We start from the raw sequence: 21,443 nt of genomic DNA, 5'->3' as shown, positions 1-21,443 counted from the left end.
TTATTGATATATCAGCTGATCTGCATTTAAGCCCAATGCATTCAGCATGGTCTTAAACTTTGCAATTGTTTCATGCAGCTCACTGACTGGCTGTGAAGCTTCCACAATGCCGGCACCTGCATATAAACGTGCTGATTTTTCATAAATACGGCCGCAGCGGACATTGACAGCCCATGCACCATTTCCGCGTGAGTCACTCCAGCCCATCGTTCCAGCAAATAAATTTCGATTAAATGGTTCCAAATCAGATATTAATTGCCTTGCTAGAGGTGCAGGCTGTCCGCACACAGCAGGTGTCGGATGCAAAATAGAAGCTAAGTCAAAGACATGCATTTCAGGGTCTTTTAAGGTTGCTTGGATTTGCGTTGCCAAATGCCAGACCGTTTGGGTTTTAATCAATGACGGTGACTTTGGAATATTCAGCTGGTCACATAATGGAGAAAGCAGATCGGCAATTGATTCAATCACCACAGCATGCTCATGGCGGTCTTTAGCTGATGCCAATAAACGCTGTGCCTGAGCTTGATCTTCCTGCTGATCAGCACAGCGAGGTAAAGTCCCAGCGACAGGATTGCTGAACACATACTGATTTTGCTTTGCTACAAGCAATTCAGGGCTAGCCCCCATAAACCAGCCTGCATTTTTGGGATCTTGAGCCAAAGCAAACGTATAGCCTTCAGGATTATTTTGAAATAGCTGAGCAAACAGCGCAGCAGCAGGAATCGTTTGACTGCATTGAAGATCAATGGCCCGCGCTAAAACAGCCTTTTCTAATTCAGTGGTTTTCATCAACTCAACGAGTTTAGCCACACCATCTATATAATCAGCTTGCGGCGGTACAAGTTTAGCCTGTACTGCAGAGTGCATTTTGAACGGTTCAGCCGTATTAAAACCATCTGCAATATGTGTATTTTTCGCCTCAGCGATCGAGATCTCAGGAACATCGCGGTGATCGAAAGGTAAACTCCCCACTAAAATCAGTTCAGAATTTCCTGTTTCTTCAATTTTCTGCTGCAGTTTTTGCTGTGCCAGCTGCAGCCATTTTTGCTGCTGCTGTATAAAAGATAGTTCCGGCTCAGGTTTGAAATAAATATTCTCTAGCAATTTCTTGCTTGAAATAATTCCAGTTGGTGTTGCAAAAACAAAGCCTGCAATCTCTGCCTGTATTAAGTCTTCCTTGGCTATTCCAATCATATTTTTAAAGACTGATGGTTCTGCTGCCAACATATGTGCTCTCACATCGTTCAATTATGTTTTTAGATGTTCAGCCTTCAGGTTTTAGCCTAAAGCGGTTGAACGCAACCACTATAATGATTATTATTCTCAATTGTAAATGATAATTGTTAAACTTTGTTAACGTAATAGAGAGCGCTTAAATGTCCAAAGTATTTATTGTGACCGGTGCTGCCCAAGGCATTGGCGCAGCAGCAGTCAAAAAATTAATTGAAAAACAGCATTTCGTTATTGGCATTGATCTAAATTCTGAGCCTCAAGCATGGGAGGTTTTTCAGAAACTATCTCCCAGCGAGCAGCAAAACTTTCACCCAATCTCACATGATATTCAACAAACAGAAAGCTTAATTCACAAAATACAGCTCAACCCTTGGCCACAGCTTCCGCTTGCTGGCCTTGTGAATGCGGCAGGCATTTTAGAAATGGGCAGCTTACTCGATACCACAGAAGCGCAATGGCTGCATAATTTAGCCATCAACTTTATAGGGCCAGCTCTGCTGTCACAGTGGGCCGCTAAGCAAATGATGCCGCACAAATCTGGCGTGATTGTCAGTATCAGTTCTAATGCGGCCCTAATACCTCGCATAAATATGGGGCTATATGCCACCACCAAAGCCGCTGTGAGCCATTATTTTAAAAACTTAGCGCTAGAGCTTGCACCGCATGGCATTCGCTGCAATCTGGTTTTACCTGGTTCAACGTTAACGCAAATGCAGAAGCAGCTCTGGACTGATGACAAACCGCCTGCGGGCATTGTTGAAGGCAATCTAGAACAGTTTAGGTCTGGTATACCTTTAGGAAAAATTGCAGAACCTGAAGACATCGCAAATGCAATTATGTTCCTGCTGTCAGATCAGGCATCACAGATCACCATGCATGAACTTGTTGTCGATGGCGGCGCAACTCTAGGCGTTTAAACCTGCAGGACAACTGCCGAATATGATCTGCCAGACTTAGTCTGGCAGTTTTTTTTCAATTTCTAATTGAACTGCCCGCAAGTCAGGCTGCTGCAGCCATAAACGCAGGATCCGCATAAAATCATGCCAATATTCAGCTAAAGCTTGAACATCATAAAGTTCCTTATGACCGTCCACTGCAAGATATAAACGCTCTATGCCATCTACAAATTTATTGGTAATGGCAATATCAAAGTCTTCAATTGGCCCAGCAGAAATTGTTGTTTTGGTTAAATGGCATCCTTCAAAATACTCTGGAAGCGGATATGGAATCCAATTTACAATCGGGCCAAACAGGATATTTTCAAAAGGATCAAAACCATCTAATACAAAACGCATTTGCTCAAAATAGCTGTTTTGATGCGGCCTAATTTCTGCAAACCGCTGCACAAGCAGCTGCACTGTTTCCGCAAGATTTTCCTGACCTGTTCCAGCCAAACGCAGCGGCAGAATATTCATGACTAAACAAGGAATCCGCATCGCGGCTGTTCCTAAACGCGACATCATAGGTACACCAAAACACTGCTGAGGGTCACCAGACTGTTTAACCAAATAACTCATCATAACGGCCATGACAATCATTGCGCTTGGGAGTTTCAGTTCAGCTGCCAAAGCATTCATCTTCTGCTGCGTCTCCCAGTCAATGACATCTTCATACCGAGGCCCTTGATAAAAAGGCTGTTTTAGCTTGCGTTTTAAACGTTTTTTAGGCGCTAAATGATGTGAAAAATTATCACGCCAAAACTGTAAATCTTTTTCTGCCTTTGATGATGCCAAATAGCGCTGTTCATCTGCTAAAAACTGATCAAAATGATCAAAGGGTTTGTTTTTCAGTTCAGAATCATGTTTTAAAGACTGGTAATAATCTAAAAAACGATGAATCATCAAACCATAAGCATAGCCATCTAAAGCAACATGATGCGCTCTAAAAAACAGGCCATATTTCTGTTCATCCAAATGCGCAAAAACATAATCATATAAATGGCCTGTGCTTAAATCAAAAGGCGGTTCTACCGCTCGATCAGCCCAATCCAAAATACCTTGCTCATCTAAATGCGATAAATCTGCAAATTGCGGCCCGCGTACTGCTACATCATCGATACGATAAACCTTAGCGTCTTGTTCAAAGGCGCGCCAATGTAATGATTTAGCCTCTTTTAATGTTAACTCAATAGCGCGGTGAAACAGTTCACGGTCAAGAGGACCTTCTATAACTAGCCATTCTGCAGTATGAAATGGGTAACTACCATGATGATGATGCCCCTTCCACATACTATGTTGAGCGCGAGTTAAAAGAGCTAAAGAATCGATGGTTTGCATGTGTAATACCGTTGATTTGATAATTTTTATCAGCATGTATAAAAATTAGAGTTTATTTATATAGCGTGCACAGACTGATCGAGGTTGGGCCGCGCAGCAACAAAATACAACCATTATCATTTGCAAACAATACTCATTTACATTACTTTAATAAAACATGCTTGGCTGTATTGGCTTGTTATATTTAACCCGTCTTTTAGACCCTAAACCCTTAAAAGCAGAAATATCATGGCTTTGCCTTCTCCAAATTTACCGCGCCATATTTATGTTCATGCTGTAGAGCAATTATCGCCGCATCTGCAGCGAATCTACTTTTCAAGTAAAGACTTCACAGACTTCCCTAAAAATCAAAATGGCGCACACATTAAATTATTTTTCCCAGAACAGCCTGAGTTAAAACCATTGCTGCCTTATCGTAATAAGCACGGTAAAGTTTCATGGCCTGAGGGCAAAAAACCGAACACCCGCACCTATACCATCCGCGACTTTTTAGCGGAGGAACAATTATTAGTTGTCGATTTTGTACGTCATGCAGAATACGGCGCTGCAGCTCATTGGGCGGTCCATGCAGAAAAAGGGCAAGTATTAGGCTTAGCTGGTCCTGGCGGACGTTCACGTTTTCATCCAGCAGCAGACTATTGGATTTTTATCGGTGATTTATCTGCACTGCCTATGATTGCCGCCTGTTTAGAACTTCTGCCAGAACATGCATGCGGTGAGGCTTGGATTGAAATAGAAGATGAACGAGACCGTATTGCATTAAAGCATCCTGCAGGTGTGAAGCTGCATTGGCATCTGAAAAGTACAGACTTTGAGGAAACAGTTAAGGCATCTTTAGCACAAATAGATTGGGCACAGCAGATTTCAGTCAGTCTTGCAGGTGAAAATGCTCAAGTTGTGTCTCTGCTGAAGCTATTTAAACAAAGCTATAAAGTCCCAAAAAGCCATTTATATGCTGTGCCCTATTGGAAAAAAGGCTATACAGAAGAGTCCTATCATCAGGAACGCCATCAGGTCATGGATGATTCAGAATAGGGATTTTGAAAATGAATCTAAAATTTGAGGTCATTTTTATCATTTGCATCAGCAGTTTAATTACAATTATTGTGACCAATTATTTGCTCAATTAATCATTATCCAGTATCTCAGGCCCTTCGTTTACAAAAGCCAATGTCCGCAGCGTTGAAGTAAAAATGTTATTATGATCAAGTGTTTTTCTACGCCTGCTGAATATGCAAACATCCTATTCTGAAAACCCTCAAATTCATGTCGCAGCTAGCTTTTCAGAACTTATTAATACCGGTTTTCAGGGGCAAATGAACGCGATTTGCTGGCATCGAAATCTTTTAGGTGACTTTCATGAAATTGTATCCAAACTGCAGCTGGTCGATGACATCACGGAAATATCAACAGCTGATCTTTTAGCGCTGCAGCTTTCAGAACAAGGCCTGCTGGCACGGGATACGATCTTAAAAGATATGCAGATGCTGACCGATTTTGGCGCCTCACCTTCATTAAATCTGCTGAAATGCTATAAGCGTGATGATGAGCTCTCGTTTATATCGACAGATGTCTATTCATTTCATGTAGACCGCTCACCGATAGCTGCAGATACTTTTTTATGTACTTATTACGGCGCGGCGAGCGATATCGTACCGAACCATCAGGTTGAACAAAAGATTTTAATTCCAGAAATTCGTGCACAGCTAAAAGCATTGCATGATGGGCCTGAGAGCGAATTTGATGCTTTTTTAGAAGAGTATTTTTTTGATCTGCACTATCAGGCAAAGCCTGAAGCTCAGCCTGTCAATTTAGGTTTAGGCCACCTTTGGCGCTTGGCGGTCGATCACCCAGCACAGCAAGTTAAACCTTGCGTACATAGAGCGCCAGTTGAAAAAAATGGGGAATATCGGCTGCTGCTGATTTGCTGAGGCTAACGGCATAAAACTAAAACTTCAGCTTTAGATGATCAAAAGCGAGGTACACAATACAAAGCTTAAAAACCTGTCTGCCTACATCTCTCTTCAGCAGACAGGTACAGCATTATTTAAAACGAAGCGTCCAAGACAGCTGGGCTGTACGCGGTGTGCCTAGGAACAGATAATCATCTCCCATATATCCGCTGGCATCGCGCCAATATTTTTTATTGGTCAGGTTTTCAATATTCAGCCTTACAGTATTTTCGGCACCATAAGCATAAAAGTTATATGCTGCGCCTAAATCAAAAATGGTATAGCTCGGCACTTCTACATTGCCTAACTTATTGGCATTTTTACTGTCGCTGTATTGCATGCCTGTGAGTAAACGCAGTCCTTCAATTTGAGGCACTGCATAAGCCAGCTGCGTTGCAAAACGTATTTTGGGTATATTCTGCATTTGATGACCTTCATATTCACCAATCTGCACATCTTCTAAACGCGCGCGTGTCAGCGCTAAAGCAGAATTTATTTCCAGCTGAGGTGTTAAAGCGCCTTGCAAGCTGAATTCCAAGCCAATGTTGTGCTGCTGGCCTTCCGTGACATAGTAGTTGTCTAAGTTGGTATATTGATTATCCTGTTTTAAATCAAATAATGCTGCGCTGAACAGCAGCGACTGCCACTGCTGCTTAACGCCCAGCTCATACTGGGTTGAATGTGTAGGCGCTAAAGTTGCATAGGCATTACCTAATATACCTTTATCAGGATTGCCTGTTGCATACCACGGCGCTTGACCGCCATCTGTTATACCTTTGGTATAGGATGCATACAGATGGGTCTGGTCCCATGGCTGATACATGACTGCAAATTGCGGTAAGAAACGGTTGAAATCTGTACCGCGGTTTTTCTCGCCTGAAGGATCATACGCGCTTTCATTAATGTGCAGCAGCTTTCCGCCTGCCAGTACAGACCATTGTTCATTAAAATCAATTTGATCCAACACATTCAGCGCCGTTTGCTTGCTGTCTAGAGATTTATAGTGGGGGCCTAATACACCTGTAGAAGAAGGCCCAAACTGTTCCTGATCTTCATAGATATTGCCAGTTCCGACATATTCATTGATTGCTTCATGCTGCGCATGGCGTTTATAAGCCTGCGACAGCTCAAAAGATAACTGGTGCAGCCAAGCGCCAGTTTGTACTTCGCCATTTAAACCGGCTTTAAACTGCGTGGTTTGATAGCGGTCATTCGGCCCTTGAAAATCATACACATCATAATTGCCATTTTGGTCAAATGTGTTGCCCAAACCTGCTGTTTGGCAAATAGAACTATAGCAGCCCCAAGGAAATGCCGAGTAATCATCGGTAATGGCTTGGCTGTGTGAAGCAGTTAGATTGGCCTGCCAGCTGTCATTCAGCTGATGTGAAAATTTTAAACTGGTATTTAAGCTTTCAGTGGTCACTGGCTTAGCCCAGCTTTGGTAACCCAGCAAGCGGTCCCAGTCTACATTTTGCGGCAGGGCGGCATTATCCAGCAGCTGATAGCCGGGCACAGAGCGCTGACGCTGACGCTGCGACTCAATATCAAATTCAAGTTTCGATTGCTCAGAAATATTCCAATCCAGCGCTAATGAACCAAACAGGCGGTCGCCATTTGCATGATCGACATTGGGGTGAATCTCTTCTTTGGCTAAATTGACACGATAACCAAACTGCTGATCTGCCCCAAAAAAATCTCCTGTATCCAGAGTAATACGGCTGCCGCCATAACTATCTGCATCTGCTGTTAGCGCACGGATAGTTTCAGGACGCTTGGTCACATAATTAATCACACCGCCTGGCGTCGACATACCGCTTTGCAGCGCGCTGATACCTTTTAAAAATTCAACTTGCTCTTTATTTTCCAGCGCCGTATTTTGCTCACCGCGAAGCAAACTGCCATTGATCAAGTAACTAGAACCAAGATTTAAGTAAAAACCGCGCATCATAAAGTTGCCGTAGTAACCAATTGGCGCATACCCTTCACCTGCAGCGGCATCATTTTTAATAATATCTGCCAGATTTTTGGCGTGCTGATCTGCAATTTGTTTGGATGATACTGTGCTGATTGAAGCTGGAACTTCAGCCAATGTTTGCTGGCCTAAGCCAAATAAAGCTGTTTTGGGTACTGGGCTGTCCGCATCGGCAGTTATGGTAATCGTTTCTAATTGTGCAGTATTTGCATAGAGCGCGGTTGTAATGATACTTAAACTAGAAAATGCACCCGCCGTCAGCAATGCTTTTTGAATTTGATTGAATGAAAAAGGATGCATTTTCACAGTATTGACCTAACCTTTTAATAACCGCTTTTCAGCCTTAAATTTGCGGCAAAAGTATTGACAACTTTCGGCTTTAGTACAAGCACAATTTAAGACAACTTGCACAAATAAAATCACTTAGACAGCTAAATGTATCGCCTCAAATAAATGAGTCCAAAAAATAAACCTAAAGTCCGTAAAAACTTTAGGTTTATTTCAGATAGAAGCCGATTAAATGTATTTAAGCTGTGCCTGCCAATTCAGCTGTTCACGCAATTTGACCACTTCGCCGATAATAGTCAACGTCGGCGCTTGGATTTGATGTTCGGTCACTTTAGAGCTGATATCTGCCAATGTGCCAACGACTACTTTCTGTTCTGGTGTTGTGCCTTTAGAAATTAAGGCAACGGGCATGTTTGGCCGCTGTCCATGGGCAATTAAGCTTTCACAAATTTTTTCCAGCCCCAGCAGCCCCATATATAAAACCAAGGTCTGATTTTCATAGACCAGCTCTTTCCATGGCAGTTCTGGAGAACCATCTTTTAAATGGCCTGTTAAGAAACGTACACTTTGCGCATAATCACGGTGGGTCAGCGGAATGCCTGCATACGCTGAACAGCCTGAAGCAGCAGTAATACCCGGCACGACTTGAAAATGCACTTTCGCCTCACACAGCTCCTGCAGCTCTTCACCGCCGCGGCCAAAAATAAACGGATCGCCTCCTTTAAGCCTGCACACACGTTTGTCCGCTAAAGCATATTTAACCAATAAGGCATTGATGCCATCTTGCGGCACACTATGGTTAGAGCGTGCTTTGCCGACATAAATTTTTTCAGCATCTCTGCGGCATAACGCTAAAATAGGCTCAGATACCAATCGATCATAAATAATCACATCTGCCTGCTGCATCAGGCGAAGCGCTTTTAAGGTCAAAAGCTCAGGATCACCTGGCCCAGCGCCAACGAGGTACACTTCGCCTTTCGGCCTTTGCCAGTTTTTAAGCGCCTCTGTAATTAAGTGATTTGCAACGTCAATATTACCGCTGAATACTTGTTCTCTCAATGGGCCTGCATACAGATTTTCCCAAAAAACACGGCGTTCCTCTGGACTTAAAATCTGCGCTTTTACAGTACTGCGCCATTGTCCAGAAAACTCAGCCAGCAAGCCTAAACCATGCGGAATTGTGCTTTCCAGCTGTGCACGTATTTGGCGTGTCAGTACGGGTGAAGCGCCATTGCTGGCTACAGAAATCATCAGCGGTGAACGGTCTATAATTGCTGGCAGCATAAAACGGCAATGCGGTGTGTCATCCACACTATTGATCAGCACTTTGGCTTTTTCACACAGCTCATAAACTTGAGCATTGACCTCCGGACTGTCCGTCGCCGCGACAACCAATCTATATGCATTCAGGTCAAAATCGGCTTGAAAAGCTGCCTGCATATAGCTGCCGCCGCTGGCTAAAACCAAGTCCAATAAATCATCACGTATTTCAGGTGAAATAACCGAAAGACACGCACCTGCTTTGACTAAAAGCTGCGCCTTGCGGTAAGCAATGTCCCCGCCGCCAACCACCAAACAGGGCTGATCATGCAATTTTAATGAAATAGGTAAAAAATCCATATCTTTATCCAGCTTAATATCTTGTTATGTAATCAATTTGCCTTGCTCCAAATACATGATTTGGGCATTTAAATATTCCAGTTCTTCTGCATGGTGTGTGACATACAGCATGGGCAATTTCGTTTGTGTTTTGACATTATTTAAAAATGGCAAAATTTGCGATTTTAGCCTGCGATCTAATCCTGTCAGTGGCTCATCTAAAAGCAGTAAATCTGGTGATGATAACAATGCACGGCCGATTGATACTCGCTGTGCCTCCCCGCCAGAAAGCTCATGTACTCTACGTTTAAGTAAAGGCTGTAACTCAAGCAAATCCACAATGTCTGTATACTGAAATTTCTGTGCTACCTGTAAAGTAAGCTTTTCCGCATACTGTAAATTTTGCTGCACATTCATATGCGGAAATAGCCATGCCTTTTGAAATATCAGCGCAATACGGCGTTTATGCATTGGCATATTCAACCTATGTAAATCATCAAATAAAGCACGTTCATTTAGCCTGATAAAACCTTGCTGTGGCTGCAGTAAACCCACAAGATTTTTTAACAGTGTCGATTTCCCGCTGCCTGATGGCCCCATAATGCCCAGCAGCTGTTCTTGCATCTGCAGCTGCGCATTCAACGTAAAATCTGCATGTTGAAACTGAAAATCACACTGAAGCATGGTTAGCTCCTAATTTTCGCTGATATCTTTGTAAAATATAATAATTTGCAATCAGTGCGCCAAACGCCGCGGCTAATGAAAGTATCACTAGGCGCATCGCGGCCTCTTCACCATTTGGCTGCTGGATTAAAGAATAAATGGCAATTGGTATAGTTCGAGTTTCATCTGGAATATTGCCCACAAAAGTAATGGTTGCACCAAACTCACCTAAGCTGCGGCTAAAACCCAAAATACTGCCAATCAAAATACCTGGCAGTGCCAACGGTAAGCTGATATTGGCAAATACCCTGAGTGGATGCGCACCCAATGAACCTGCAACTTGTTCGAGCTGTTGATTGATCATTTGAAATGACAGTCGGATCGGCTGCACAATCAGCGGAAAAGCCACAATCATCGAAGCCAGCACGGCACCTTTCCAATTAAATGCCAACTGTATGCCCCATGCATTTAACAGCTGTCCTATCCAGCCATTTGAGCCAAATAAAATCAGCAGCAGATAGCCCAAAACGACTGGCGGCAGGACCATTGGCATTTGCAGTAAGGCTTCAACGATAAACTTCAAATGAAAATCATAACGCGCTAAAACCCATGCCAGTGCAATTGCAAATGGCAAGCAGAACATAGTCGAACAAATAGCAACTTTGGCTGAAAGATACAGTGCACTCCACTCTTCTGGGCTAAGCATGCTTTAACCTTTCACGCCAAAACCATATTGCTTAAAGATGATTTTACTTTGAGTTTGATCTTTAAGATAACGGTAAAATTTCACTGCTTCAGGCTTTGCTGTGCCCTGGCTTGTTAAAGCAAGCGGGTAAATAATCGGCTGATGTGTGCTGTTAGGAAAAACACCGGCTATTTTTACTTTTTGGCTAATCATCGCATCTGTACGATAGACAATACCTGCTTGGCATTCACCTCGTTCTACAAAAGCCAAAGCCGAACGCACATCATCTGTTCCAACGATACGACCAGTTAAATTTGGCAACCAACCCAGCTTTGTTAAGCTTTGTTTAGCATATTTTCCTACGGGTACAGACTCCATTTGCCCTGTACATAGGTGTCCTTGAAATGACTGTGCAAAATTAAACTGCGGCACAGCTTTAAATTGTACAGTGCTTGTTTTAGGTGTAATCAACACCAAATCATTCGACAACATGGCATGTACATGTTTAGCTGACACCTTTTGCTTTTGCACCAAGTAATTCATCCAATCCTGATCTGCCGAAAAGAACAGGTCACTTGGCGCGCCAGCTTCAATCTGTTTAGCCAAAGCAGATGAAGCGCCAAAAACAGGAACAATCTTAGTTTCGGAGTGTTGCTCCTGATATTTTTTCGCAATCTCAGTAATCGCATTCGTCAAACTGGCAGCAGCATAAATTTTTATTGTTTCAGCTTGCGCCATACTTGCTGTACTGCAAAGCACAGCTAAAAAACTAAGTCGAATATGCATAGAACGTTCCTACTGCTGAATCAGCAGACCATGAAGAAGATTACCTGCTTGTATAGATTGACCAGCTGGAATACGTACAAGACCGTTGGCTTGCATAAGATTGCTCAGCATGTGGGATTGCTGCTTCGCTAAACTGGTCAGCTGCACAGCACCTTGCTCAAATTGAACAGACATTCTTAAAAACCGTTCTCTCGCATCAGCTTTTAAATCATGTGTAATTACACCGCTAAACCAGCTTAGGGGTTCAGTCTGTCCTTGCAGCGCCTTAAGCAGTGTATCTGTATAAATTTGCATACCTACATATACAGCAGCAGGATTACCTGGCAGTCCAAGCAAATAGCATGAGCTTGCATCTTCACGTTTGTATTCTGCGAAAAGCATTGGTTTGCCCGGCTTCTGTTTTACTTTCCAGAATATTTGCTTAAAACCTAAATCTAAGGCTACTGGGCGGACAAAATCGTAGTCACCTACAGATACGCCACCCGTTGTTAAAATCACATCGTATTGATCTTTTAAATGTGCAAATAAATTCAGTACGGCATTTTTATCATCTGTAACATGCATAATTTCCACGTGTGCAAGCTGCGACTGAAACCAAACAGCGATTAATGGCGCATTAGCGTCAAAAATCTTACCCGCGCTATAGTCATCAATATTTTCTGCGACTTCATCACCTGTGATTACAACTGCAATTTTAGGGTAAGCATAGACCTCACAATGGGATATGCCTGCCATACTGAGTGCTGCAATTGCACCCACAGACAGTTTTTGGCCTTTGGCAGCCAATATTTGACCCACTGAAATTTCCTCGCCAGCATCTCGTGTGTCAGCATGCAGTTTTAGCGGTGATGTCAGCACAATTTTCTGCTCAGCCACATTTACGATTTCTTGGCGCGCTACCGTGGTTGTACCGTCTGGAATTGGCGCACCAGTAAAGATACGCACAGCCTGCCCATTTTTTAATGCGACATTAGCTGTTTGCCCTGCTCTTATTTCACCAATCAATGCAAATTCAGCGCCAGCGTCAATTTCCGCTATAGCACTAATGGCATAGCCATCTACTGCACTTTGGGCAAATAAAGGCAGATTAATTTTGGAATGAACATCCTGAGCCAAATAACGCCCTAAAGCCTGTTGAAGCGGCAATTGTTCTGTACCTAATCTTTGGGTACGTACAGTAATCAGGGCCAAGGCATCATCTACAGAAATCAACCCTGCTTCAGCACCGCAGCCTGTATGCATGACAACTTGGTTCATTGATAGCCTCCAGCATGCGGTATATTTTTTTGCACATCAAAGAGATGAACAAGCGCTGGTAAAATTGCAATTAAGGATTCTTTTGCACCCTGTCTGCTGCCCGGCAACGTAATAACAAGGCTGTTATCTATGTAGCCCGCAACACCGCGGCTAAGCGCAGCATAAGGCGTTCGTTTTTGACCAAAACTGCGTGAAGCTTCCATCAAACCCGGAATTTCACGTTTTAACAGCGGCTGTATCGTTTCTACAGTTAAATCTTTTGGCCCTAAACCCGTACCGCCAACAGTCAATATCAGCGGGTATTGATCTTTTTGCTGCTCAATCAAGGTAAGCAGCTGTTCAGGGCTGTCTGCAATGACCTGATAATGAATATTACTGAAATTGGCTTCTTCTAATATTTCATGGACATTTTGCCCTGCTGTATCCGGTTTTTTACCTGCAGCTACAGTAGCTGACAATACAATAATAGAGGCCGCCATACTTTCTTTGAGCACACGTGTGAAATGTGATTTACCGCCTTTTTTCTTTTGCAGTTTCACTTGATCTAGGCACAAATCTTCTGGTTCACAGTGCGGTTTGAGCATGTCATACAGTGTTAAACCTGCAAGGCTGACAGCAGTTAAAGCTTCCATTTCTACACCTGTAGGCCCAATAGTTTCTACAGTAGCGATAATTTCAACTTGTGCTTCACCTAGCTCATATTCCACATCGGCACGGTAAATTGGCAGTGGATGGCATAAAGGGATCAGTTCATCTGTACGCTTCGCACCTAATATTCCAGCAATACGTGCGGTTTTAAGCGCATCACCTTTTTCAGTATTGCCATTGCGCAGCAGTTCGATGCAATGTGGCGGTGCATGCAATATTCCAGTCGCAATTGCTGTACGGTAGCTTTCGGCTTTCATGCCCACATTTTTCATTGCAAAGTCCTTATAAAATTTTTAACAGCTGATGACTAAAATTCGATCTTATAAATGCCATTGGTAAATATTGGCATTCAAATGCATGGTTTGATGGACAGCTTGCTGTGTATGGTTACAGTGCACGCCATGGACATGCGTATGCTTCGATTCATGATCTGTCACTTCAGGCGCATGATCCTTACGAATACAGCAGCCTTCCACATATTGACTGCTGCCATCCATATAAAATTCTTCTTTCCAAACTGGCACTTCATGCTTTACACGTTCAACCACTTCTTCGCAGGCTGCAAATGCTTCACGGCGGTGCGGTGCATAAGCCATAGCAATAATTGCAGTATCGCCAATATCTAAACTGCCAATACGATGCACAACACGAACATATGACACGCCATGTTCAGCCTGTATTTCTTGTTCTATTTGACGGATCATTTTTTCTGCAACGGGTGCATACGCCGTGTATTTCAGGGCTTTCACCGCCTTACCTTCATGATGATTACGCACCGTACCAATAAAAATACCGATACCTCCACACTCAGGAAAAACTTCTATACCGTCAAAGTCTGCTTGATTAAGTACGGTATCTTGAATACGGGCAATCTGCTTAAGTTCCATGCTCAACCTCCAGCTACCGGTGAAAGCAACACAACAGTACTGTCTTGCATCAGTACCGTTTGTCTAGGAATAATGTCTTCTCCCATCGCGCAAGCGCAACGTTCTAGCATGTTCAATGCACTCGGAAATTGAGCGGAAACTTGCTCTAAAATTTCGGTAATTGACTGTTGTGCCTTGCACTTCAGGCTTAAATCAGATGGCAGTAATCGCTCGATTGCTCCAAAAGATTCAATTTTGACGATAATTTCATTGTTAGCCATCTTAGCCTCCGATCATGTGCATGCTGATTTTTCTGGTATTGCTGTTACTAGTCGCCGTAATTGTGTGAAAGCCTTGTTCTTTGTGCCAAATATAGCTGCCAAGTTTGTTTTGCATGTTCAGCACATCCAGCGGATTTTCATTTTTAGACAGTGTGCTTTTAAGTGAGCGTATATCCTTGCCAAGGTCTAAGCCTTTTTTGGCAAATAGACAGTTAAAAAACTCACCTTGTGCGTTCAGCCTTAAACGGTCACAGCTGCCGCAAAAAGAATTACTAATGGTTGAAATAATCCCAATCGGCAAACCATTTACTTCATAGCTACGGGCTGGCGATGCACCTTGCCCATGCAAGATGTTCACCTCAAAAACGGTTTTCAAGGTCGTTAATATTTCTTGTTCAGTGACAACTGAATCTTTAGTCCAGTTTTGATCACCATCTAAAGGCATGAACTCAATGAAGCGCAGCTCAAAACACTGCTGCTGTGCCCAATAAGTTAAAGGAATAATCTGTTGATCATTCACGCCTTTCATGAGTACAGCATTAATTTTTATACTAAAACCAGCATTTTTTGCCGCATCTATGCCTTCTAAGACCGACTTCAGCTGCTTTTGAGTGAGTTGAAAGAATTGTGCTTCATCTAAACTGTCTAAACTGATATTCAGATCATCTAACCCAGCTTGCTTTAAGACTTTTGCATATTGTTTTAGGTAGTGGCCATTTGTGGTCATCGAAATGCGCTTTAGACCATTTTTTTTCAGCGGCTGCAGCTGTTCTATAAAATGCACCACACCTTGACGCATTAGAGGCTCACCGCCAGTAATACGAATTTGCTCTATACCGCGCTGCACCATAAATTCGCAAAATGAATAAAGTGCTTCAAAACTTAAAAGATTATGTTTTTTCATCCACTCAGGATGTTCTGGCATGCAATAAACACATTTAAAATTACAGCGGTCTGTCACTGAAATGCGTAGTTTGCGTTTTTCACGGCCGAATTGATCCTTATAAATGGTCACTGGCTGTAATTGTGTCATGCTGTTCATGCTTATAATCCATGACGCTGTGATTTGCCCTGTCATTGCACAGTTCAAATTTTGCGCCCTATTTTCTTGCAGTCAAAATTGCAATAAGTGTTCCAACTTTGCGCTTTTAAAAATATTTTTTTGCCGCCAAATGCTGCTTCTAAATTTTCTATATAAACCACAATGATTTAGGGCTAAATTCCACGTGCTATGCTGAGCAAAAAGTAAATCTTAATACATTGATTTTTAAATATTAAATTGATTTTAAAATTCAAAGAGGTTCATATATCTAAAAATGTATGACAACTTTTAAGCCTAGATTTCGCTCAAAAACAGCGCACTCTACATATAGGCTTTAGCAAAATGATCTTTGAGTCGTACTGCATCGCACAAAACTTATAGAAAGTTCAGCTGCCGATGCTGCTGCAACTCATCCAAAGAGTTAATGCTGTGAAAAAAGAGTGCATGATTTTTAAACCGTGCCACTTGCATGTGCATTTCTGCAAAACACAGCTTTAAACTGCGCTGTTTTTGATCAAGATGGTTCATCAGTTTTGGTAAGCTGCTGCGTTTCAGCAGGCAAAATGGAAAAAGCGCTTTCCCATTAATTTCAACCACAGCCACTTCGCAGAGCGGATTGCGCTGCATCGCCTGATGCAGTCGTGAGATCACTTTTTTAGGAATATAAGTCACATCACATGGTACAAACAGCACATAGTCTGATTGCACATGCGACCAAGCACTTTTCATCCCCATGAGTGGCCCTAAAAAACCAGATTCATCGTCTTTATACATTTTGACCGATGGAATTAAACACTCGTAAATAGAATGGTCGCGGTGACTATTAATCCATACATTTTCAACGCGTGATTTTAAGTTTTGATGAATCTTAATCAGCTGAATTTTATCATCAAATTTCTGTAATAGTTTATTGATCCCATTCATACGCCGTGCCTGACCACCTGCAAGAATTACCAGATCTGTTGTTGGATAATCCATTTGTTTTCTGATCTTTTTGATTATTCTTTTCATTCTGCTGCCTCCGCTTGACAGGCTTTAATCAAACCGCGAATTTCAGGCAAACATGAACCGCAATTTCCCCCTGCTTTTAAACATGCGGTGACTTGTTTTTCATTACTGATATTTTTCTCTTTAATGGTTTCAATAATTCTATTTTTACCGACTTTAAAACAGCTACACACCAATGCACCTTCATTATTTCCCATCGACATGGCTTGACCTGCAAGCAAAGCCTTACGGTGCATGGCACTTAGGCGCTCACGTTTAAATAAACTCGCGACCCAATCCCGATCAGGCAATAAAGCTTTGGGTGCAATATATAAACTTGCGATAAGTTGCCCATCCTGCAACACCACACTATGACTGATATGTGCAGTTTGATCCTCAAGATTCAGCCATTCAAAACTCTCATCTTCAAATGGTAATAGTTCTTTTAGATGCTCCGTGGTTTGGGTAAAACGACGACGGTCTGCCAACTCATAACGCACAGCTTTAGCGGTCTGAATTTTTGTCCACCACACGGTATTTTCAATTGGACTTTTGACCATATGCTCAAAGCTTTCGCGCACATAAAACACGCCTTGCCACTGCGTATAAAATGGCTGAATCATCACAGGTGTATGTTTAAATTCAGGTTCTCCTGAAATTGCATCCACCACAGGATTGACCACTTTGCCAATTCGGGCATCGGAAGCAAATTGATCATTCCAATGAATTGGGGCAAAAATCTGACCACGACGAATGCTGTCACTCACCACCGCACGCAGTACGCAATTGCCCCAAGCCGATTTGATCTCGACCAACTCCCCTTCTTTTAAGCCATATTTCAACGCATCATTGGGGTGAATTTCGCAAAATGGCTCGGCTTTATGACTACTTAAATTTGCCGATAAACCTGTACGGGTCATGGTATGCCATTGGTCACGAATCCGTCCTGTATTGAGAATAAGTGGATATTCACTATCTGTTTGATTTACAGGATCAATTGCAGTGGTCGCAATAAACTTGGCTTTACCATCTGCATGGCTAAACTGACCATTTGCAAACAATTGAGCATAGCTATTATCTGTTTGATTTTTTTGAAATACAGGCCATTGCACAGGCTCAAGCTCATTATATTCATCCAGTGAAAGTTCTGTTAAACCTTGCAAATTAAAATAACGGAAAGTTTCAGTCTTGGAACGCTGTGAAATTTCAGCATTTTGATAAGCTGACAATTGCGCATGTTCTTTGAAAATGTCATAGCTATTTTCAAAATCAAAGCCATGAAAACCAAGCTTTTTAGCCACTTGTGACACCGCCCACCAATCAGCTTTGGCTTGTTCAGGTGCATCTAAAAAAGCGCGTTGTCTTGAAATACGGCGTTCCGAATTGGTGACTGTGCCGTCTTTTTCACCCCATCCAAGTGCAGGCAATAAAACATCTGCGTATTGCGTGGTGTCTGTATCTTTGCAAATGTCTGAAACCACAACAAATTCACATTTGTCTAAAGCGCGTTTCACCTGATCTGCATTGGGTAAACTGACAACAGGATTGGTTGCCATAATCCAAATGGCTTTAATTTTACCGCTCTCAACGGCTTCAAATAGATCAACCGCTTTTAAGCCGACTTGAGTAGCTATCGTTGGACTGTTCCAAAAGCCTTGTACAAGTTGTTGATGTTGAACATTATCCAAGTCCATATGTGCCGCAAGCATATTGGCAAGCCCACCGACTTCACGTCCTCCCATGGCATTGGGTTGTCCTGTCATTGAAAATGGTGCTGCACCCAACTTCCCTATTTTTCCTGTCAGTAAATGCGCATTGATAATGCTATTGGCTTTATCGACCCCACGGGAAGACTGATTCACCCCCATGGAAAATAAGGTCATGACTTTTTTTGTTTGGGCGAATTTGTCAAAGAATAATTGTAATTTTTCTAAGGAAATGCCTGTTTTAGTCGCGACATTTTCAATGTCTGATTCGGGTTGTGAACTGTCTAATAATGCATCTAGACCTTGAGTATGTGCTTGAATAAACTCATGATCAGCATGACCATGTTGATATAAATATTGCAATAAACCATTGAATAACGAGACATCCTGACCAATCAAAATGGGTAAATGTAAATCTGCTGCTTCACAGGTTGCGGTAAAACGTGGGTCAATCACTACAACAAAGAGGTCACGCTTTTCTTTAGCTTGCATAATGCGTTGATACAACACAGGATGACACCATGCTGTATTTGAACCAACAAGCACCACCATGTCAGTATGCTCAAAATCCTCATAACTTGCAGGCACGAGGTCTTCCCCAAAGGCGCGTTTATGCGCTGCCACAGCAGATGACATACACAATCTTGAGTTGGTATCAATATTGGCTGTACCGAGATAGCCTTTGACTAATTTATTCACCACATAATAGTCTTCGGTGAGCAATTGCCCTGATACATAAAAAGCGATGCTATCACGACCATATTCATTCATATAGTGTTGAAATTTATGGGCAATTAAGTCGGTTGCAGTATCCCAATCTGTTTGTTGACGTGTGTAAGCATACGCATGTTCTGCATCAACTTTACGTCCTAACATTGGATGTAAAACACGGGTTTGCAAACCAATCGTATCGGCTAAATTGTTGCCTTTAATGCACAGTTTTCCATAATTGGAGGGATGATTGACATCACCTATTACAGACACTTTTTGTCCAATCACAGTATTTTCTACTGTTGCAGTCACACCACACCCCACGCCGCAATAAGGACAGGTGGTTTGAGTGATGGTTACGTTATTTTCTGTGGAGCTGTGCAGTTCCATTACAGGGATATTATTCATTTTCTGCTGTGCTCCTTATTCCCAGTCTCAATAAATTGGGTATTACGCTCAATTTCAAAAACCGATTAAAATATCTAAATTCAAGATAATAATGACTATCGACTATCGTGCGGTGGCATGGATGCCACCGTTGGGCGGGGGTACAGGACGTACCCCTCGCCCAACAAAGGATTTTTGTCACTTTTGATCCTTCAAAAGTGAGGCAGTACCTACGCAAATACAATTAACTTCAAATAAACATGCGAGGTCGTGACTTCTATTCTCTTGATGAATAATGAATCACCCTGCTTTCTTCAATGCAAAATCCTTACCAAACAGCAATTTATTACGAATCGAAGAAATAGACGTTTGATCCGAAATCAATTCAGCATACCAAGTACCATCCTCAGTATCACCGAATAACACCGCACCAATCACCTTATCTTTTTGAATAATAATGCGTTTATAAATCTGACGTTTTTCATCATTTAAAACAATATCTTCAAAATCATCTTCAGGTGCAAAGTTTCCTGCGGAGAACACATCACAACCACTGACTTTTAATTGCGTCGGTACGGTTGGTGCTTTAAACGTGAGACTGCCGTGTTCAGCCAAATGCGAGGCACAGATAAACGCTTGCCCCCACAAAGGTTCAACCAAACCAAAAGTTTGATTACGATGCTCAATACATTCCCCAACTGCATAAATACTTGGGTCATAGGTTTGCATGGTGTCATTCACCAACACACCACGATTACAACGTAAACCTGCACTTTGTGCCAATGCCATATTTGGACGAATCCCGACAGCAAAGACCACCAAGTCAGCACTTAGAATCGTTCCATCTTTAAGGCGAACATGCGTTACATGACCATTTTCACCGATCAACTCTTCAGTATTGGCTTCGGTAATAATTGAAATGCCTTTTTGCCCAATACTATGGCGTAGCATTTGGCTTGCTTTATCATCCAATTGACGCTCCATAATGCGATCCATCAAATGTAAAACCGTCACATTCATGCCACGTTGTTTTAAACCATAGGCTGCTTCTAAACCCAAAAGACCACCGCCAATCACCACGGCATTTTGCTTCGATTTTGAATAATCGAGCATTTTATTGACATCATAAATATCACGGAAGCTCAAGACACCGTTTAGCTCTGAACCTTTGACAGGTGGCACAAAAGGCTTAGAACCAGTCGCTAAAATCAAACGGTCATAATCCACCACCAAACCTTTTTCGGTATAAATTTGCTTCCGTGGACGGTCAATACGTACAGCGGCATCCCCTGCAATAAAGCGAATGTTTTTATCGGCATACCATGCATGCGGATGCAGCATAATGTCATCAATGGTTTTATCTCCTGACAATACAGGCGATAACATGATGCGGTTATAATTGCCCCACGGTTCTTCACCAATCACGGTGACGTCATAACGCTCAGGTGCCATATCGAGCAAATCTTCAAAACAACGCATACCTGCCAAACCATTGCCCACCAACACCAACTTCATTTTTTCTTGAGCTGTACCATTATTGGTAATATAGGTTTTTTGCGGTGTTGGGCTGATCATCACCCGACCATTTTCAATTTTGCTTGGAAATACTAAGAGTTTTTGGTCTTTATCTTCCAAACAGCGCCCTGTCGCCAAACTAAAATGTTGCTTATAAATCGGCGATGCAACAACACGTTCACCCTGTAAATCACCAATAATGCCTCGTGACATCACAAAAGCTTTGCTGAACGGGTCTTGGTTGCTCAGCGCATACACACGCTTTTCGCTGCCGACTCGGAAAATTGCAATCTGTTGATCTTCAAGTAATGCGCCCACACCTGTATTCGGGGTTAAATCATCAAGCGCGCAAACGTCGATCCAATTGAGTTCATTCATATCTTGTAAAATTGTCATCTTTATGTTCCTTTTTTCACTAGCTTTATTAGATCCTTGCATAAGTTCTTTTTTAAGTTCCCTCTCCTATTAGGAGAGGGTTAGGGAGAGGTATTCGTTAAAAATCCCTTATCCTAGCCTTCTTCTTGAGCCATATATGGCGTAAGAGAAGTAACTTTCAATTTGAAAAATAATGGAAATTTTTCATTTT

At 42.3% G+C, this 21,443-nt stretch carries 18 protein-coding genes; 3 read left to right on the top strand and 15 right to left on the bottom strand.

What is annotated here, in order from left to right; genetic code table 11:
- Complete coding sequence (locus D7V32_RS09050; protein ID WP_120402559.1) at positions 1-1,227, bottom strand: isochorismate synthase; 1,227 nt, start codon at positions 1,225-1,227, stop codon at positions 1-3.
- A gap of 149 nt (positions 1,228-1,376) precedes the next feature.
- Between D7V32_RS09050 and D7V32_RS09045 the strand changes: the two genes are divergently transcribed.
- A complete protein-coding gene (locus D7V32_RS09045; protein ID WP_120402558.1) occupies positions 1,377-2,150 on the top strand; it encodes an SDR family oxidoreductase in 774 nt (257 codons plus the stop codon).
- A 36-nt stretch (positions 2,151-2,186) separates the two neighbouring features.
- Here D7V32_RS09045 and D7V32_RS09040 read toward each other — a convergent pair whose 3' ends face one another.
- A complete protein-coding gene (locus D7V32_RS09040) occupies positions 2,187-3,509 on the bottom strand; it encodes a condensation domain-containing protein (protein WP_120402583.1) in 1,323 nt (440 codons plus the stop codon).
- A gap of 228 nt (positions 3,510-3,737) precedes the next feature.
- Between D7V32_RS09040 and D7V32_RS09035 the strand changes: the two genes are divergently transcribed.
- Together D7V32_RS09035 and D7V32_RS09030 are read left to right on the top strand one after the other, a co-directional pair.
- Positions 3,738-4,544 (top strand): siderophore-interacting protein, encoded by an 807-nt coding sequence (locus D7V32_RS09035; RefSeq protein WP_120402557.1) that lies wholly within the window; start codon positions 3,738-3,740, stop codon positions 4,542-4,544.
- Between the two features lie 197 nt (positions 4,545-4,741).
- Positions 4,742-5,440, top strand: a complete 699-nt coding sequence (locus D7V32_RS09030; RefSeq protein ID WP_120402556.1) for a DUF1826 domain-containing protein — start codon at positions 4,742-4,744, stop codon at positions 5,438-5,440.
- 112 nt (positions 5,441-5,552) lie between these two features.
- Here D7V32_RS09030 and D7V32_RS09025 read toward each other — a convergent pair whose 3' ends face one another.
- From D7V32_RS09025 to nirD, 13 genes are all read right to left on the bottom strand, one after another.
- Positions 5,553-7,736 carry a TonB-dependent siderophore receptor gene (locus D7V32_RS09025; protein ID WP_120402582.1) on the bottom strand — a complete coding sequence of 728 codons (2,184 nt, stop codon included), beginning with the start codon at positions 7,734-7,736 and terminating at the stop codon, positions 5,553-5,555.
- Between the two features lie 216 nt (positions 7,737-7,952).
- On the bottom strand, positions 7,953-9,344 hold the full coding sequence (gene cysG, locus D7V32_RS09020; RefSeq protein ID WP_120402555.1) for a siroheme synthase CysG: 1,392 nt from the start codon (positions 9,342-9,344) through the stop codon (positions 7,953-7,955).
- Positions 9,345-9,368: 24 nt separating this feature from the next.
- Positions 9,369-10,007, bottom strand: coding sequence for an ATP-binding cassette domain-containing protein (locus D7V32_RS09015; RefSeq protein ID WP_120402554.1), 639 nt, complete (start codon positions 10,005-10,007; stop codon positions 9,369-9,371).
- Complete coding sequence (gene modB, locus D7V32_RS09010) at positions 9,994-10,692, bottom strand: molybdate ABC transporter permease subunit (protein WP_120402553.1); 699 nt, start codon at positions 10,690-10,692, stop codon at positions 9,994-9,996. Before modB ends, D7V32_RS09015 begins: the two co-directional genes overlap by 14 nt.
- Positions 10,693-10,695: 3 nt before the next feature.
- The gene (modA, locus tag D7V32_RS09005) at positions 10,696-11,457 is read right to left on the bottom strand and encodes a molybdate ABC transporter substrate-binding protein (RefSeq protein WP_120402552.1); all 762 of its coding nucleotides are present in this window, start codon (positions 11,455-11,457) and stop codon (positions 10,696-10,698) included.
- Between the two features lie 9 nt (positions 11,458-11,466).
- On the bottom strand, positions 11,467-12,714 hold the full coding sequence (locus D7V32_RS09000; protein WP_120402551.1) for a molybdopterin molybdotransferase MoeA: 1,248 nt from the start codon (positions 12,712-12,714) through the stop codon (positions 11,467-11,469).
- Complete coding sequence (gene moaCB, locus D7V32_RS08995; protein WP_120402550.1) at positions 12,711-13,634, bottom strand: bifunctional molybdenum cofactor biosynthesis protein MoaC/MoaB; 924 nt, start codon at positions 13,632-13,634, stop codon at positions 12,711-12,713. The genes D7V32_RS09000 and moaCB overlap by 4 nt, the downstream gene beginning before the upstream one ends.
- Positions 13,635-13,682: 48 nt before the next feature.
- Positions 13,683-14,249, bottom strand: a complete 567-nt coding sequence (locus tag D7V32_RS08990; RefSeq protein ID WP_120402549.1) for a molybdenum cofactor biosynthesis protein MoaE — start codon at positions 14,247-14,249, stop codon at positions 13,683-13,685.
- 2 nt (positions 14,250-14,251) lie between these two features.
- Positions 14,252-14,509 carry a MoaD/ThiS family protein gene (locus D7V32_RS08985; RefSeq protein WP_120402548.1) on the bottom strand — a complete coding sequence of 86 codons (258 nt, stop codon included), beginning with the start codon at positions 14,507-14,509 and terminating at the stop codon, positions 14,252-14,254.
- Between the two features lies 1 nt (position 14,510).
- On the bottom strand, positions 14,511-15,551 hold the full coding sequence (gene moaA / locus D7V32_RS08980) for a GTP 3',8-cyclase MoaA (protein ID WP_120402581.1): 1,041 nt from the start codon (positions 15,549-15,551) through the stop codon (positions 14,511-14,513).
- Between the two features lie 375 nt (positions 15,552-15,926).
- Positions 15,927-16,562, bottom strand: coding sequence for a molybdenum cofactor guanylyltransferase (mobA, locus tag D7V32_RS08975; RefSeq protein ID WP_120402547.1), 636 nt, complete (start codon positions 16,560-16,562; stop codon positions 15,927-15,929).
- A complete protein-coding gene (locus tag D7V32_RS08970; protein WP_120402546.1) occupies positions 16,559-19,363 on the bottom strand; it encodes a nitrate reductase in 2,805 nt (934 codons plus the stop codon). Before D7V32_RS08970 ends, mobA begins: the two co-directional genes overlap by 4 nt.
- Before the next feature lie 279 nt (positions 19,364-19,642).
- On the bottom strand, positions 19,643-21,253 hold the full coding sequence (nirD, locus tag D7V32_RS08965) for a nitrite reductase small subunit NirD (protein ID WP_120402545.1): 1,611 nt from the start codon (positions 21,251-21,253) through the stop codon (positions 19,643-19,645).
- Positions 21,254-21,443 lie beyond the last annotated feature (190 nt).

The sequence above is a fragment of the Acinetobacter tianfuensis genome, assembly GCF_003611465.1.
Lineage (GTDB): Bacteria > Pseudomonadota > Gammaproteobacteria > Pseudomonadales > Moraxellaceae > Acinetobacter > Acinetobacter tianfuensis.
The sequence above is the reverse complement of the archived record's forward strand: the minus strand, read 5'-3'. Positions and strand labels throughout refer to the sequence as shown.

Coding starts and splice junctions, on each gene's coding strand:
- D7V32_RS09050 (WP_120402559.1), bottom strand. CDS start 1,227: ATGTTGGCAGCAGAACCATCAGTCTTTAAAAATATGATTGGAATAGCC.
- D7V32_RS09045 (WP_120402558.1), top strand. CDS start 1,377: ATGTCCAAAGTATTTATTGTGACCGGTGCTGCCCAAGGCATTGGCGCA.
- D7V32_RS09040 (WP_120402583.1), bottom strand. CDS start 3,509: ATGCAAACCATCGATTCTTTAGCTCTTTTAACTCGCGCTCAACATAGT.
- D7V32_RS09035 (WP_120402557.1), top strand. CDS start 3,738: ATGGCTTTGCCTTCTCCAAATTTACCGCGCCATATTTATGTTCATGCT.
- D7V32_RS09030 (WP_120402556.1), top strand. CDS start 4,742: ATGCAAACATCCTATTCTGAAAACCCTCAAATTCATGTCGCAGCTAGC.
- D7V32_RS09025 (WP_120402582.1), bottom strand. CDS start 7,736: ATGCATCCTTTTTCATTCAATCAAATTCAAAAAGCATTGCTGACGGCG.
- cysG (WP_120402555.1), bottom strand. CDS start 9,344: ATGGATTTTTTACCTATTTCATTAAAATTGCATGATCAGCCCTGTTTG.
- D7V32_RS09015 (WP_120402554.1), bottom strand. CDS start 10,007: ATGCTTCAGTGTGATTTTCAGTTTCAACATGCAGATTTTACGTTGAAT.
- modB (WP_120402553.1), bottom strand. CDS start 10,692: ATGCTTAGCCCAGAAGAGTGGAGTGCACTGTATCTTTCAGCCAAAGTT.
- modA (WP_120402552.1), bottom strand. CDS start 11,457: ATGCATATTCGACTTAGTTTTTTAGCTGTGCTTTGCAGTACAGCAAGT.
- D7V32_RS09000 (WP_120402551.1), bottom strand. CDS start 12,714: ATGAACCAAGTTGTCATGCATACAGGCTGCGGTGCTGAAGCAGGGTTG.
- moaCB (WP_120402550.1), bottom strand. CDS start 13,634: ATGAAAAATGTGGGCATGAAAGCCGAAAGCTACCGTACAGCAATTGCG.
- D7V32_RS08990 (WP_120402549.1), bottom strand. CDS start 14,249: ATGGAACTTAAGCAGATTGCCCGTATTCAAGATACCGTACTTAATCAA.
- D7V32_RS08985 (WP_120402548.1), bottom strand. CDS start 14,509: ATGGCTAACAATGAAATTATCGTCAAAATTGAATCTTTTGGAGCAATC.
- moaA (WP_120402581.1), bottom strand. CDS start 15,551: ATGAACAGCATGACACAATTACAGCCAGTGACCATTTATAAGGATCAA.
- mobA (WP_120402547.1), bottom strand. CDS start 16,562: ATGAAAAGAATAATCAAAAAGATCAGAAAACAAATGGATTATCCAACA.
- D7V32_RS08970 (WP_120402546.1), bottom strand. CDS start 19,363: ATGAATAATATCCCTGTAATGGAACTGCACAGCTCCACAGAAAATAAC.
- nirD (WP_120402545.1), bottom strand. CDS start 21,253: ATGACAATTTTACAAGATATGAATGAACTCAATTGGATCGACGTTTGC.